16 protein-coding genes are annotated in these 13,419 nt (G+C 40.4%); 6 read left to right on the forward strand and 10 right to left on the reverse strand.

Annotation, left to right across the window (positions count from 1 at the left end; translation table 11 throughout):
- The first annotated feature begins 125 nt into the window (after window positions 1-125).
- On the forward strand, window positions 126-2,522 hold the full coding sequence (locus tag ACPPVU_RS13415) for an alpha-L-rhamnosidase C-terminal domain-containing protein (protein ID WP_426667019.1): 2,397 nt from the start codon (window positions 126-128) through the stop codon (window positions 2,520-2,522).
- A gap of 36 nt (window positions 2,523-2,558) precedes the next feature.
- Window positions 2,559-4,001 (forward strand): cardiolipin synthase, encoded by a 1,443-nt coding sequence (cls, locus tag ACPPVU_RS13420; RefSeq protein WP_426667020.1) that lies wholly within the window; start codon window positions 2,559-2,561, stop codon window positions 3,999-4,001.
- A 66-nt stretch (window positions 4,002-4,067) separates the two neighbouring features.
- Here the strand turns inward: cls and ACPPVU_RS13425 are convergent, their stop codons facing one another.
- Window positions 4,068-4,397 carry a YbjQ family protein gene (locus tag ACPPVU_RS13425; RefSeq protein ID WP_426667021.1) on the reverse strand — a complete coding sequence of 110 codons (330 nt, stop codon included), beginning with the start codon at window positions 4,395-4,397 and terminating at the stop codon, window positions 4,068-4,070.
- 101 nt (window positions 4,398-4,498) lie between these two features.
- Between ACPPVU_RS13425 and ACPPVU_RS13430 the strand changes: the two genes are divergently transcribed.
- The 3 genes from ACPPVU_RS13430 to ACPPVU_RS13440 all read left to right on the forward strand — a co-directional run bounded on the left by ACPPVU_RS13430 (window position 4,499) and on the right by ACPPVU_RS13440 (window position 6,627).
- Complete coding sequence (locus ACPPVU_RS13430) at window positions 4,499-4,930, forward strand: GNAT family N-acetyltransferase (protein ID WP_426667022.1); 432 nt, start codon at window positions 4,499-4,501, stop codon at window positions 4,928-4,930.
- Window positions 4,931-5,316: 386 nt separating this feature from the next.
- Window positions 5,317-5,874 carry a DUF6252 family protein gene (locus ACPPVU_RS13435; protein ID WP_426667023.1) on the forward strand — a complete coding sequence of 186 codons (558 nt, stop codon included), beginning with the start codon at window positions 5,317-5,319 and terminating at the stop codon, window positions 5,872-5,874.
- Window positions 5,875-5,907: 33 nt separating this feature from the next.
- On the forward strand, window positions 5,908-6,627 hold the full coding sequence (locus ACPPVU_RS13440; protein ID WP_426667024.1) for an outer membrane beta-barrel protein: 720 nt from the start codon (window positions 5,908-5,910) through the stop codon (window positions 6,625-6,627).
- Between the two features lie 65 nt (window positions 6,628-6,692).
- Here the strand turns inward: ACPPVU_RS13440 and ACPPVU_RS13445 are convergent, their stop codons facing one another.
- The 8 genes from ACPPVU_RS13445 to ACPPVU_RS13480 all read right to left on the reverse strand — a co-directional run bounded on the left by ACPPVU_RS13445 (window position 6,693) and on the right by ACPPVU_RS13480 (window position 11,615).
- A complete protein-coding gene (locus ACPPVU_RS13445; protein WP_426667025.1) occupies window positions 6,693-7,151 on the reverse strand; it encodes a hypothetical protein in 459 nt (152 codons plus the stop codon).
- Between the two features lie 256 nt (window positions 7,152-7,407).
- Window positions 7,408-8,085 carry a DUF4397 domain-containing protein gene (locus tag ACPPVU_RS13450; protein ID WP_426667026.1) on the reverse strand — a complete coding sequence of 226 codons (678 nt, stop codon included), beginning with the start codon at window positions 8,083-8,085 and terminating at the stop codon, window positions 7,408-7,410.
- Between the two features lie 257 nt (window positions 8,086-8,342).
- A complete protein-coding gene (locus tag ACPPVU_RS13455) occupies window positions 8,343-8,753 on the reverse strand; it encodes a hypothetical protein (RefSeq protein WP_426667027.1) in 411 nt (136 codons plus the stop codon).
- A 108-nt stretch (window positions 8,754-8,861) separates the two neighbouring features.
- Complete coding sequence (locus ACPPVU_RS13460) at window positions 8,862-9,074, reverse strand: DUF817 family protein (protein WP_426667028.1); 213 nt, start codon at window positions 9,072-9,074, stop codon at window positions 8,862-8,864.
- A gap of 147 nt (window positions 9,075-9,221) precedes the next feature.
- On the reverse strand, window positions 9,222-9,992 hold the full coding sequence (locus ACPPVU_RS13465; RefSeq protein WP_426667029.1) for an oxygenase MpaB family protein: 771 nt from the start codon (window positions 9,990-9,992) through the stop codon (window positions 9,222-9,224).
- Window positions 9,993-9,996: 4 nt separating this feature from the next.
- A complete protein-coding gene (locus ACPPVU_RS13470) occupies window positions 9,997-10,260 on the reverse strand; it encodes a DUF2809 domain-containing protein (RefSeq protein ID WP_426667030.1) in 264 nt (87 codons plus the stop codon).
- Window positions 10,254-10,376 (reverse strand): hypothetical protein, encoded by a 123-nt coding sequence (locus tag ACPPVU_RS13475; protein ID WP_426667031.1) that lies wholly within the window; start codon window positions 10,374-10,376, stop codon window positions 10,254-10,256. The genes ACPPVU_RS13470 and ACPPVU_RS13475 overlap by 7 nt, the downstream gene beginning before the upstream one ends.
- A gap of 210 nt (window positions 10,377-10,586) precedes the next feature.
- Window positions 10,587-11,615, reverse strand: coding sequence for a hypothetical protein (locus tag ACPPVU_RS13480; RefSeq protein WP_426667032.1), 1,029 nt, complete (start codon window positions 11,613-11,615; stop codon window positions 10,587-10,589).
- A gap of 443 nt (window positions 11,616-12,058) precedes the next feature.
- Between ACPPVU_RS13480 and ACPPVU_RS13485 the strand changes: the two genes are divergently transcribed.
- The gene (locus ACPPVU_RS13485) at window positions 12,059-12,289 is read left to right on the forward strand and encodes a 4a-hydroxytetrahydrobiopterin dehydratase (RefSeq protein WP_426667033.1); all 231 of its coding nucleotides are present in this window, start codon (window positions 12,059-12,061) and stop codon (window positions 12,287-12,289) included.
- Window positions 12,290-12,380: 91 nt separating this feature from the next.
- On the opposite strand, the gene ACPPVU_RS13490 is transcribed toward ACPPVU_RS13485, so the two are convergent.
- The gene (locus ACPPVU_RS13490) at window positions 12,381-13,313 is read right to left on the reverse strand and encodes an alpha/beta hydrolase (RefSeq protein WP_426667034.1); all 933 of its coding nucleotides are present in this window, start codon (window positions 13,311-13,313) and stop codon (window positions 12,381-12,383) included.
- Between the last annotated feature and the right edge of the window lie 106 nt (window positions 13,314-13,419).

Consider the following 13,419-nt stretch of genomic DNA (forward strand, 5'->3'; position numbering starts at 1 on the left):
GCGAAGGCGCCGAAGATTTGAGAAAGATATTATTAGCATAGATAATTTGCCTGCCGCTTTATTTAAAAAAGCAGGAATAATCAAATCTCTTCTTTAAATTTAAGCGCACTCATTCATAACCTAAAATGAAGTATCGCTTACTATTTCTTTTCCTGTTAACCCTAGTGGGCAATAGTACACTATTTGCGCAATCAGATAATCAGTTAATTACATCAAAACGCTGGAATGCATTCTGGATAAAGGTGCCCGGCGAACCGGCTGATGGTTACGAGATATGTTTGTTTCGTAAAACGTGGAGCTTATCAAATAAACCAGCTAACTACCTTGTGCATGTATCGGGAGATAACCGTTATAAATTGTATGTAAATGGACAATTGATATCCGTTGGCCCTGCGCGCGGCGATCTGTATTACTGGAATTACGAAACAGTTGATCTGGCACCTTATCTCATTGCCGGCAAAAATGTTATCAGTGCGATTGTGTTTAATGAGGGGGCATTAAGACCGGCTTCACAAATGAGTTATCGGACAGGTTTTATATTACAAGGCAATACACCCGCAGAAGAAGAAATTAATACCGGAACGAACTGGAAATGTTACCGCGATTCAGCCTATCATCCATTACCGGTTGAATTGATCTACAGCTATTATGTTGCAGGTCCGGGCGAACTGGTAGACATGAAGCGACACCCACAGCAGTGGCAGCAGCCCGGTTTTGATGATACCAAATGGCAGCAGGCATCCAAAATATCTACAGGTTGGCCCAAAGGCCTGTTTACATTTGATGATGGCTGGATGCTTGTGCCATCACCCATACCTGCATGCGATTTAGTGATGCAAAGGCTGAAAGCAATGCGCAAAGCTGGGGGCGTTGGTTTGCCTTCAACTTTCCCGACTAAAAAAAGTCTGGTTACCATAACGACCCACACCAAAGCAACTATTTTGCTCGATCAAACTTATCTGACGAATGCTTATCCGACGATTGTATTCAGCAAGGGAAAGGATGCAGGCATATCAATGGCTTATGCCGAAGGTTTGTATATCATCGAGCCTAACAATACAAACTGGAGAGCACAAGGCAAAAAAGGCAACCGTAACGAAATAGAAGGCAAGCGTTTTGTAGGTCGTAAAGACAGTGTCATTAGTGATGGCAGCACCGGTCAGCAATTTACACCGCTGAATTGGCGCACTTATCGCTATATCCAACTAATCGTTGAGACCAAAGACGAGCCTTTAATTATTGACGATCTGTACGGTATGGCAACAGGCTATCCGTTTAAATATAATGCCAAACTGGAAACAGACAACACCGAGCTGAGCAAGATATTAGAGATAGGGTGGCACACTGCCCGTTTGTGTGCCTGGGAAACCTATATGGATTGCCCATATTATGAACAGCTACAATATATTGGCGATACACGCATACAGGCCCTGGTTTCTTACTACAACAGCGGTGATGACCGACTTGCTCGGAATGCGATTACTCTGCTTGATCATTCACGTATTGCGGAAGGGATCACCCAAAGCCGTTATCCAACGGCTATCCCACAACAGATACCTACGTTTTCATTATGGTGGATAGGCATGCTGCATGATTATTACATGTATCGTAATGACAGTGGATTTGTACGCGATAAATTGCAGGGTGTGCAGGATGTGCTTGCTTTCTTTAACCGATATCAGCAGCCTGACGGCTCATTAAAAAAAGCGCCTTACTGGGAATTTACCGATTGGGCAAACGGGAAGGATTGGAACGCAGGCACAGCGCCAATAGGCAAGGAGGGTAATTCGGCTGTGTTGGATATGCAGTTATTATGGGCGTACCAGTTAGCGGCTGAATTGGAAAGTAAATTAGGCAGTAAAGAATATACATTGAAGTACGGGCAATTGGCTTCTCAGCTTAAACAAACTATAAGAAATAAATATTGGGTGACAGAAAGAGGCGAATTTGCTGATCGCCCCGAAAAGGATGTTTTCTCACAGCATGCTAATGCGTTGGCTATTTTAACCGGTGTAGCCGATGGAAATGAAACTGCCGTACTCGGGCATAAATTATTAGCTGATACTTCAATGGTGCAGGCATCCATTTATTTTAAATACTATGTACACCAGGCGTTGATAAAATCTGGTATGGGTAATGACTATATTAACTGGCTGAACATATGGCGCGAAAATATCAAAATGGGTATGACCACCTGGGCCGAAATGTCTGATATCAGTGCATCACGGTCTGACTGCCATGCCTGGGGTTCGAGCCCTAATATTGAACTCTACCGTACTGTTTTAGGCATTGAAAGCGATGCATCCGGATTTGAAAAAGTTAAGATCGAGCCCCATCTTGGAACAATAACAAATATTGGCGGACAAATACCCCATCCCAAAGGCAACATCAGCGTAAAGTATGAGCAGAAGAATAATAAATGGCTGATGGATATTACTTTACCTGAAGGTACGCCCGGAAGGCTGATCTGGAAGGGGAAAGCATATGTGTTGAAAGCGGGTAAAAACAATTTGGTGCTTTAATGTTTATATTGCTGAGAAACCTGTCATCGCAATTACATGGAATGGATCGAACTGGCTACTGCTGCATATGTTGTTGTCATCATTATTGTATGCCTCAATATAATTTATAATACACCTTCCACAGCTAAAGCGCTTTCGTATGTGCTTGTATCTATATTTTTGCCTGTCATTGGCATGGTTATCTATTTTGCTGTCGGACTTAACTATCGAAAAAAGAAGCTATACAGTAAAAAGATAGTCAGGGATAAAACCGCATTGGAAGATCTGCGCAGGCGTGTAACTGTAGAATCGGAAAAGGCATGGGATACCAAAGAACCTGCCATAAAGAAGCATAAAAAACTGGCGCTCTATCTTTTAAATGACGGCATGAGTCCGCTATCCGGTGGTAATAAGGTGAAATTGCTGATCAACGGTGAGGAAAAGTTCCCTGAAGTATTAGAAGCTCTTAAAAATGCCAAACATCACATCCATATAGAATACTACATTTTTGAAGATGGCGAGATTGCTGAACAAATAAAAGAAGTGCTGATACAAAAAGCTAAAGAACGCGTAGCAGTAAGATTTATTTATGATGATTTTGGCAGCCGTTCCATCAGGAAGGAATTTGTTAAGGAACTGACAGATGCGGGTGTACAGGCATTTCCGTTTTATAAGATCCGATTTATATTGTTTGCCAACAGGATAAACTACCGCGATCACCGCAAAATAATTGTTGTGGATGGATGTATAGGCTTTGTAGGTGGTATCAACGTAAGTGACCGGTATATTAATAAACCGGGTCAGCTATTTTGGCGGGATACACATGTGATGATCAACGGTCCGGGAGTATACTACCTGCAATATTTATTTATTTCTGACTGGAACTTTTGCTCGGGCAAGCACCTGAAACTGGAAAGAGATTTCTTTTGCACCAAGCCGACAACCAACGGCAAAGCTACTGTACAAATAGCAGCAAGCGGTCCCGACTCAGATGTACCCACATTAATGTTCTCGATGGTGCAAACCATTGGTCTGGCCGAAAAGGAATTGCTGATCACGTCACCTTATTTTATACCCGGCGAAAATATCATGAATGCTTTGCACGTAGCGGTTAAAAGCGGTGTTAAAGTGAAAATATTGGTGCCTGATAAATCCGATTCGTCATTGGTTAACGCAGCTGCCCGGTCTTATTACGGCGAATTACTGGCGGCAGGAGTGGAGATCTATTTATATCAGAAAGGATTTGTTCATGCCAAAACTTTGGTTTCTGACGGGCAGCTTGTTATTATCGGCACGGCTAACATGGATCACCGCAGCTTTGAACTCAATTTTGAGGTAAATAGCATGATCTATGATACGGCTACCGCAGAACAATTAAGGGATGTTTTTTATGATGATATAAAGAATGCCAAAAAAATTAACGCCAACACCTGGAAAAAACGCCCTGTTTACAAACAAATGCCTGAGAAGTTGGTGAGATTATTATCGCCACTTTTGTAGCTAAGTAGCAGTGGTAAATTGCAGTAGCAGTTGTGATTCTACTGCTACTGCAAACTGCAACTGCCATTAAATTTTCTCCACCACTACAGCCGTACCATAAGCTAATACCTCGGTAACGCCCTGCATGACTTCATTGGCATCATAACGCATATTGATGATTGCCGTAGCGCCCATAACCTGGGCATGCTGTATTAAAAGTTGATAAGCTTCTTCGCGGGCATTTTCACAAAGCTCTACGTAGATAGAAAGCCTTCCGCCAAAAAGCGACTGAAAGCCGCCTGCGATATTGCCCAATGCACTACGGCTGCGCACAGTGATGCCACGTACAACGCCTAAGTGTTTTACAATTTTATAGCCCTCTAACGAGGTACTGGTAGTTACTAATGAATGATCCATTTTTAGTTTTTTGATTTTAGGTAATTGAATCAAATATAATTTATATTGAGATAGGACATAGGCATTGTTTGTTACAAAAAAGATATGCTTATAATTGCTTTATGTCTGCGATATTTTTAGAAACACGACGACTGATACTGCGGCAATGGCAGGAGTGTGACTATGAGCCTTACATCCAATTAAATGCGGATAACGAGGTGATGGAGTTTTTTCCGTCAACATTGACGAGGGATGAAAGCTTAGCACAGATTGTACGCCTTACTGCACATATTGATCAGTATGGTTATGGCTTTTTTGCCGTGGAAAGAAAAGATAACCATGAGTTTATCGGATTTACGGGCTTAGCAAATGTCCGGTTCGAAAGTCATTTTACGCCCTGTGTAGAGATTGGTTGGCGATTAAATAAAGCTAACTGGAACCAGGGTTTTGCAACAGAAGCAGCCAGGGCATGTCTTAAATATGCATTTGATACTTTAAAATTGAACGAGGTATATTCATATACTTCCGTAGATAATAAGCGTTCGAACACCTAATGAAAAAGATCGGGATGAGCAAAGCGGGTGTTTTTGATCATCCGTTAATAGAGGACGGCCATGTTTTAAAGCTGCATGTTTTGTATAAATCAGTGGCAGATGTTCAACTTAATCATTAAGATATCAAATTATAATCATAATCTAATCCACCTTTTTGTGAAATAACGAGTAAAAAATACACCTTTGCCCAATACCTGAGAGAAATTCGGCTATGTGGCAGTAAGTTCATAATTGCTTTTCAAAAGGTGTTATTATTGATATAATTATTTCGTTATTTCGTCCCCGGATTACTTTTGAAATTTACAGCAATTGTTAAATAATGTAAAATAATAGTGGCCCCAATAATTAATAATTAGAAACCCCGTTAACAGCGTAAATAAGATCATATGAATAAACTTAGACTTCTCGCTTTTCTTTTGTTAGCTGCATTTTTTGTACAAAGCTGTAAAAAGGAGACTGTAGTTGGTACCGCGTATACCACTGCGCCTTTCCAGGCCAATATTAATGGTGCAACCTGGGCACCCGATACATTAAGCTCGACAGTTAGCTATGACCCGACTGCCCAAACCAAAACATTTGTTTTATCGGGCACACATGATCAAAAGCAGATCACTATGTCAGTTACTATAAATAGTGCGAGCAATACTCCCGGTTTTGCAACAGGCACTTATAATATTGATTCAGTTTTAGTTAAAGCGCAGTATAAAACCCAAGTAAAAGACAGTCAAGGCAATTATGTTTTTTTGCCACATGGTACTGTAGGAGCTGGTGCAGGTATTATTTACGTAACGGCTGTTGATTCGGTGCAGAAGCAGATAACCGGAACATTCCAATTCTATTCACGATCACAAACTGTCGATGGTTCCGGTACTATTTCTTACACTATTGATAACATATTAGGCGGGGAGTTTAACAAATTGCCTTATACCTATGCCAGTAATTAATTCTGAAACTTAAACAAAGCATCACAAATAAAGATGAAAAAAATACTTACATCACTAACTATAGCACTTACTCTGCTTATGACTATGGGCGCTAAGGCACAAGTCAAAAGCTATTTTGGTTTTTTTGGCGGGATATCTATCCCTCAAGGCAATTTTAGTTCAGTTGATTATGATAATAACAAATCAGGCTTTGCTAAAAAGGGTCTTACTTACGGATTAGACGGAGCTTATTATTTTTCTAAAAATTTCGGCATCGGTGCCAGTATAACTTACCAGGACAATGGCGAACTAAACCAAAATGATGCAGATAGCCTGGCTGCAGGTTATACCAAATCATATGGTGCCGATCAGTCAACTGTTACAGCGCAAAACCGTTACCAAACGTTGAACATATTATTAGGTCCGCAATACACCTTCACCTTTGGCAAATTTTTATTTGATATAAGGCCTAATGTTGGAATTATAAAGGTCTTCTCAACTCCTGAAACGAATGTTTTGCTTTCGGGTATAACCGATCAGACAGGTACGTTTTACCAGCGTGGTGGTTCGGGAACAGTACTTGCTTATGGCGGCAATTTATCATTACGTTATAAACTGAGCGATAATCTGTTTTTAACACTGCGCGGAGCTTATATCAATTCAACCGGGCCTTCTATAACAAATGACGACCGTACGCATGAAATCGGGCGATATGTAACAAAACAACCTATTACTGCAATAAATACCACCCTTGGTTTAAGTTTCGGGCTTTAATTCAAAAGCTAATAATAAAAGAATCCTGTCCGTACAATATGTATTGGCAGGATTTTTTTATTTGATCACAACTTAATCAACATGCTAAGGGGAATAAGGACAAGAATTGTTATAAGCAGTGCTTTCCAAATACTCTTGTGCTCATAATCATCATGAGGAAAATATTTTTTAAAGAAATATTCTGCTAATATTCCACCGCCTATAATTTTCAAGACAATCAAACTAACAATGATTTTGGGATTAGGGTTTTTCAACAAAGTGTCCATGGTTAATGGTATTCGCAATGCGTTAGCAATATAACTGATCAAATAGCCTGATACAAAATAGTAAGCTATCGAGAATAAAAGTACTGTAGTTCCTTCTTTTTTATAGCCAACCGAACGGAGGTTCAGCATTAATAATACACCACCTATTATCGGATCGAAAATTATAGAGAATAGCAGTATTGCCAATTTTGAATAAATAGCAACACCATGTTCCTCGGGTTGTTGTTCATCTATTTCCGGAGTTTCCTGAGTTTCCATTGGGCAAAGATAAAATCATTTGTTCAGGATGCTATGTATAAAATATAAATGCCTGTCGCTGATAAATGCCTGTCACCAATAGTAACAGGCATGCCTGATAATTTGCCTCATCCCAACCCTTCTCCAAAGGAGAAGGACTTAAAAAAGGGAATGCAGTCAAAGTCCTCTCCAACGGAGAGGATTATTCACATTAATATTTATTTAAATAGGTGTTCATGAAGGCTTCGCCGTTTAGGTGAGGCTAATCATATTTTATTTATCGTTCCGTTATAATATGCGAGGTAACGCTCAAAGCGGTAGCGCCCGAAATGTAAACTGTATAACCATGCCCCGCCTGGAAAGTGGCAGGTATGTTCAGTATCGATGAAGCAGACCCCGTAGCATTAACGGTAATGGAAGTAGAGGGATCAATATCAGTAAAATCAGAAGCTGATTTGAAAGCCAGGTTTGAAGCCAGTACAGCTCCACCGGAAGCGACCAGATCAATATTTGTTGTTAAGGCTGTGCTTAAATTAATAAAACGTACCCTTGCTTTTCCTGATTGAGGGGCAGACCTGTCATTCGGGAAAATGGCATATGAACCTCCATCTATATAAAAAACGTTATAAGAGTCTGCGCCTTCAATTACCATGTTAAAGGAAGTATTAACAATTGTTGTCCCCGAATTTTTAAATCGTCCCAAATGGCTGCCGCTGGAAGTTGGTAAAAACCCAGAGCTTGAGCCGTAAGCCAAAGATGTGGTTAACCGTGTGCTATCGGAATAAAAGTCCTGTACAACGGAGGCTTCGGCGGCATTGGTCACTAAAAGATAAGAGTTTTTAGTATCAACACTTCCGTCTTTAGTGCAGGAGCTTAATGCAAACGAAAGTACAATAAAGGCGACTATTGGTAATATTAATCTCCGAAATTTTTTTGGATAAAAGATTGCTTTCATAGTGTGATTTATTAAGACGTTTTGAGGATTTGATTTCAAGCTTAACGGCAAAGTTTGTATTTTATTCTTTTAGTATAATAAACTTAACTGGCATTTAATAAATTAAGTGGTAATACTTGAAGTACAAATAGCTTTTTTATAATTTTTGTTTGGAGATGTTTAAGTTTTAAAAAAGACACAAATGACTACTTTAACAAAAAATGACCGGAAAACATCCGGTCATTTTTATGATATAAACTATTTCAACAATGCCATCATTAAGATTTTGGCGGAGTTGTAGTAGGACTCGTGGGTGACGTAGGACTTGGGTTAGTTGGTGGCGTTGGCGCAGGGGTTGGGTTAGGCGGATTTGGACTTGGTGCCGGCGTTGGATTAGGCGGATTCGGACTTGGTTCCGGTGTTGGATTTGGAACAGGAGGATTTGGGCTCGGGTTAGGAGTAGGAGTAGGGCTTGGATTAGGTGGATTAGGGCTTGGCGTAGGCGAAGGATTTGGCATTGGATCAGTAGGTTTTTTCTTTTTGTTTGGAATAGTATCAGCAACAGCTATATTTTTGCCGCTACCGATAACTGCTTTACCGGTAATCATATGATGATCACTTTTTGCTGCAGCAAGCTCAAACACTCCCGCAAGAGTTACTGCCATAATAAATGCACTTAACTTTTTCATACTGTATTTTTTATTAAATATTAACTGATTGATATAACACTATGTATTTTATTGTGTTTTAATTAAAATTATTTCTCATAAATTATTAACAGCTCTAGGCTTGACGAATTATTTAGCACGACCTATTCTCAACCGCGAGCCAATATGTATCTTAAATATCTCCATTATGAACCCAAGCAGATGGACGGTACAGATCACCAATACCTCATCACGTGTTTCTATTTTGTATGCATACAGTACAACTTGTATCACCATGCAGGCGATCAACATAAAGTCATATCGAGGGATAACGCCTGTAAACAAATGCGCTAGTGCCAGCATGGTGAAAACCAGGATCGGGAAAAGGCAACACAGGCCTGTTGTATGGCAAATATGAGTAAATGACTAATACGGCCGCTGTAAGCTATCCGATAAATGCGTGAGAGTGTCGGGTTTGCAGTATAAAGCACAATATATAAAACTTAAGATTTAAGAATTTGGTGCTGTATCCATTGCTTTAACCTGGCCTACATAGGCTGGTGGGAGGATGGCGTTTTTTAGCAGATTTTGCAATCTGAGTAACCTGAAAAATTTATAAACATAAAGTACAGGCAATAACCACCGCATTTTACCAAGACCGAGCAATTTGCTTACCCTGCGTGGTACCACAAGCAATTGTGCCTGTTTTAAAAGATGAAACCGTATTAGGCCCAGGTGTTTTTTATATTGAAGATAAAGATCATGTGTCAGGTTGCCCCTGCATATACTGTAACCTAATTGTTCTTCCCGTTGAATGATCCAATCAGTGTAGTTAGTGGGTAAGTTTTTAAGTGCCATGCGTTCGCCAACACGGTAGAATACTTCAAATACTTCTTCTTTTTCGGCTACAGCGAGCGGGCGTTCGAGTAATTCATAAGAGCGGATGGAATAGTCTATCAGCAGATATAACACATCCAGGTAAGCGTCATCGGGTATCTGTGCCCCACGACTGGCCTCCACGCCTCTGTGAATGGCCGTTATCTGATCGATAGACCGCAGGGCAGCATCGTACTCAGAAAATAATATCTGCCGGGAATAATTGACCGTACTGAATAAACGGCCAAGCGGGTCGGAGGGTAGCTTGCCAGTAAAGTAAAGCCAATCTACCGATTTATTCAAAGCAAACTCGGCTGATGCCCCTGCAAAAATGAATAAGATGGTGTCTGCCTTTCCCCATATCTTTCTTACAATAGAATTGGTATTTACAAAATAGGTAGCCATATTATTAAAACGTTTTTAAACTCAATCTGATATTTTCTACCACAATTACCAGTAGCATGCTTAAAGTGTATATCAGCATATCGGTAAATGAAAAAGAGGTACCCATCAGCATAACTGCTAAACTGGAATTTTGCAGGCCCAGCAAGTTCACCAGGTGGAAGTATTGTGATATTTCTACAGAGTAGGCGAATAGCAACACGCAACTGGCTGTAGTAAAAATTGAAGTATTTGCAAAAGTTTTAACTATACAATACAATAAGATCACCACCAGGAAATCCCACCGTAGGGGCGTATCAAAGCATCATGCAGATATAAGCCTATCAACACTTCTGTAAGCAGAAATAGCAGGGCCAGCAGGAAATAAGTTTTGTTGAAACTAAGCATTTTTGTTATTAAAAAGTACTTTGATATACAAAGTAAATAAAAAATTATGTGATTAACAAAGATTATTTTTTTAACGATTTAACTACTCCTATATGATACCGATCATAGACAAGCTCAGTGTGACAACGCACTTATTAACTGTGCCTACAGTATGAAAAGCCGTTACAGGATAAACTCTGCAACGGCAGGTTTTAGAGGTAGATTAAAATATTATTGTGTAAGCTTATCTTGTTGCCATAAACCAGTAATCTTGCTCACTTCGGAGTAATTTTTTAGGTTGACATGATGGGCCAGCATGAATGTACCTGTTTCGCCTGTCACTGTTACTATTTTAAAATTATAATCCTGTGTTTGTACATATGAAAGTATACTAGGTAATGTAGCAGAAGGATCTATTTTGCTGAAGAAAAAACCAAGCGTTACCTGACCGGGGGCTGTTATGTAAACAAAGTTGGTATAATATTGGGTACCAAAAGATGGAAACTGGTAAGGCAATGGCTCCCATTGGTTTGGATTATATGTCGGACTTGGCGTAAAATAAACCAGCACCATACCATTATCCAATACGTCCTGGGTAATTGTGTTATTACTTCTTACATACCCTTGCATAAAATATTCAGTATAACCGCCACTGCCGGTTTCGAGCATATAACCGGTACTGCTACTTGCCCATGAAGCTGCAGGTACTGTAAATACATCCGTTTTTACATTGGCATTACCCTCTGGTCCTTGTGGCCCGACCGGCCCCTGTGGACCTGCGGGACCTTGTAAACTTAAGGGGTTACCCCAGTTTGAAGCCGTTTTAGGGCCATAAAGCATATAATGTGTTATATCCAGGTAATAGTCTCCGGTTGTACCAGTTGTGGTTGGCGGCGCACCACTGCCACTGTAAATTTTGCTACCGGCCGCACCGGTGGCTCCCGTAGCCCCGGTTGCGCCCTTTAACGAAAAGCCGGTTCCCCAGCCTGTAGCAGTTTTAGGGCCATATAGTAATCCGGTGGTAAGGTTAATGTAGAAATCGCCAACGGCGCCTGTAGTGCTGGCCGGAACGGTGGTTCCGCTGTAAATAATGCTTCCATTTTTGCCGTTGGCTCCTGCAGGGCCTGCTGGTCCAACAGGGCCCTGTGGACCAGTGGTACCAGTTGGGCCTTGCGGACCAGTGGTGCCATCCTTACCACATGATGCCGCAAAAAGTGCTATTAAGACTAAGAACAGTAGTAAGTAATTAAATTTTTTCATGTTCTTTCAATTTTTAAAATGTTAAAAGATTGTCTTTCAGGCGGGGAATAGTTAGGGCCACTCCCATTGAAACAAAATTGAAAAAACAGTCATAAAAGTATATCAGGATTTTTACGCGATCAGCTACGTAGTTTTACTTGAGTTTATTGTGATTATTGGCTGAATTACAGAATATTAAAAAAACATAATATATATTCAAAGAACAGTAAGTACTTTTTCACAAAAGCAGGTAGTGTTTTTGCATTTATCTGTCGATACATAGTATCACCAATAAGATGAGCTGTAAATTTTACGATGATGGGAACTGAGTAAATTCAGAATCACAAATTTGTTGGATTTAGGATTTCACAGATTTTATTAGTTACTAATCTGCGAAATCTTGTAATCAGCAGTTCAGACAAACAACCTCCTCCATCAAACGTTCATTCTAAAAACCAATTATCATGTGGCAGGAAAAAGATAATAAGCTTTACAGAGCCTTTGCGTTTAAGGATTTTTCGGATGCGTTTTCGTTTATGTGCCGGGTGGCTTTACTGGCTGAGAAAAGTAACCATCACCCTACCTGGACAAATACCTGGAACAAAGTGGAGATATGGCTCAGTACCCACGATGCAGGCGATATCGTTACAGATAAGGACAGGAAGCTGGCGACGGGGATAGATGCGTTGGTCTGAACCATGATTATGGGATTGGCTTGATTAATGATGATTTAAGGAGAAATCATGAAAATCCTTAAATCCGTTTAATCAAGGTTCAGACAATTAGTTATTTTCCCAATAAAAACATCACCGGTACGTCCAACCGTTTATGCCATGATCTTTCTGAATGATCTGCGCCTGGGTACTCGCGGGTAATCCAGTTTATTTCGGTGTATCCTGCGGCTCTCATGATCGTGTCAGCCTGTAACTGGTAGGGTTTATACATGGCATCCAGTGTTTCGCTGCCATAATCAAAGTATATTTTATGGTTTTTAGGCGATGGCAGATGGGTTTTCAAATACTGTAAAAACGCCTCAGGAATAGGATTGTCTACAGTAGTAAAAATGCCCGGCCAATGGGTTGACATGCAGGCCGCTCCGCCAAAAACTTTCGGATACTCACAAATTGCGTACATGGATATCAGTCCGCCCATACTTGAACCCGCGATAAAGGTATGCTGCTGATCGTGCATAGTACTAAAATGTGCATCGATATAAGGTTTCAACTCCGTTACCAAAAATTTGAGGTAGTTATCAGAAAATGGTCCTGTGCCTATTAGCGGTGTGCCTTTATCACGGCCGATGGCTAATATCTTTTGCTGGCCTTCCTGGTTCATACTGTAAAATGCTTTCTGCGGAAAATACTCCGGGAAACGTTTAACCCCAGTGTTCCAGATGCCTACTACTATGCAATCCTTTATTTTTTTCTCGGCTAATAGTTTGCACAATACTTCATCCGCACCCCATTCCTGTTTGTTCCACATCAGGGTACTATCAAATAGTGCTTGTCCGTCGTGCATGTACAGTACGTTGTACTTTTTACCTGGACTGTATCCCTCCGGCAGCCACACATCCACATTACGGGCATCCACAAATTTGGATGGAAAATTATCGAGCCTTTTGATGCTTCCACAGGTTACTTTGGGTATTTGGGCAATAAGTGGGAAAGAGAAAAAAACGGAAAAAAACAGGAGGATGGAATTTCTAAAACTTGCAGTCATGGTAACAAATTGGAAAGGGTAAAACTATGGAACATCAAATCTTGCTGCAATGATTTAATGGGTTAAAATATGGCCTATTTTGGCCGTGCATGGTATTTTATTTTTT

The organism is Mucilaginibacter sp. McL0603 (assembly GCF_049992945.1).
In the GTDB taxonomy this organism is placed as follows: Bacteria; Bacteroidota; Bacteroidia; order Sphingobacteriales; family Sphingobacteriaceae; genus Mucilaginibacter.

Bases quoted from the DNA above. Each gene is read 5' to 3' on its own strand.
- ACPPVU_RS13440 (WP_426667024.1), top strand. From the start codon at position 5,908: ATGAAAAAAATACTTACATCACTAACTATAGCACTTACTCTGCTTATG.
- ACPPVU_RS13435 (WP_426667023.1), top strand. From the start codon at position 5,317: ATGAATAAACTTAGACTTCTCGCTTTTCTTTTGTTAGCTGCATTTTTT.
- ACPPVU_RS13465 (WP_426667029.1), bottom strand. From the start codon at position 9,992: ATGGCTACCTATTTTGTAAATACCAATTCTATTGTAAGAAAGATATGG.
- ACPPVU_RS13490 (WP_426667034.1), bottom strand. From the start codon at position 13,313: ATGACTGCAAGTTTTAGAAATTCCATCCTCCTGTTTTTTTCCGTTTTT.
- ACPPVU_RS13425 (WP_426667021.1), bottom strand. From the start codon at position 4,397: ATGGATCATTCATTAGTAACTACCAGTACCTCGTTAGAGGGCTATAAA.
- ACPPVU_RS13450 (WP_426667026.1), bottom strand. From the start codon at position 8,085: ATGAAAGCAATCTTTTATCCAAAAAAATTTCGGAGATTAATATTACCA.
- cls (WP_426667020.1), top strand. From the start codon at position 2,559: ATGGAATGGATCGAACTGGCTACTGCTGCATATGTTGTTGTCATCATT.
- ACPPVU_RS13485 (WP_426667033.1), top strand. From the start codon at position 12,059: ATGTGGCAGGAAAAAGATAATAAGCTTTACAGAGCCTTTGCGTTTAAG.
- ACPPVU_RS13455 (WP_426667027.1), bottom strand. From the start codon at position 8,753: ATGAAAAAGTTAAGTGCATTTATTATGGCAGTAACTCTTGCGGGAGTG.
- ACPPVU_RS13475 (WP_426667031.1), bottom strand. From the start codon at position 10,376: ATGCTTAGTTTCAACAAAACTTATTTCCTGCTGGCCCTGCTATTTCTG.
- ACPPVU_RS13430 (WP_426667022.1), top strand. From the start codon at position 4,499: ATGTCTGCGATATTTTTAGAAACACGACGACTGATACTGCGGCAATGG.
- ACPPVU_RS13415 (WP_426667019.1), top strand. From the start codon at position 126: ATGAAGTATCGCTTACTATTTCTTTTCCTGTTAACCCTAGTGGGCAAT.
- ACPPVU_RS13480 (WP_426667032.1), bottom strand. From the start codon at position 11,615: ATGAAAAAATTTAATTACTTACTACTGTTCTTAGTCTTAATAGCACTT.
- ACPPVU_RS13445 (WP_426667025.1), bottom strand. From the start codon at position 7,151: ATGGAAACTCAGGAAACTCCGGAAATAGATGAACAACAACCCGAGGAA.
- ACPPVU_RS13460 (WP_426667028.1), bottom strand. From the start codon at position 9,074: ATGCTGGCACTAGCGCATTTGTTTACAGGCGTTATCCCTCGATATGAC.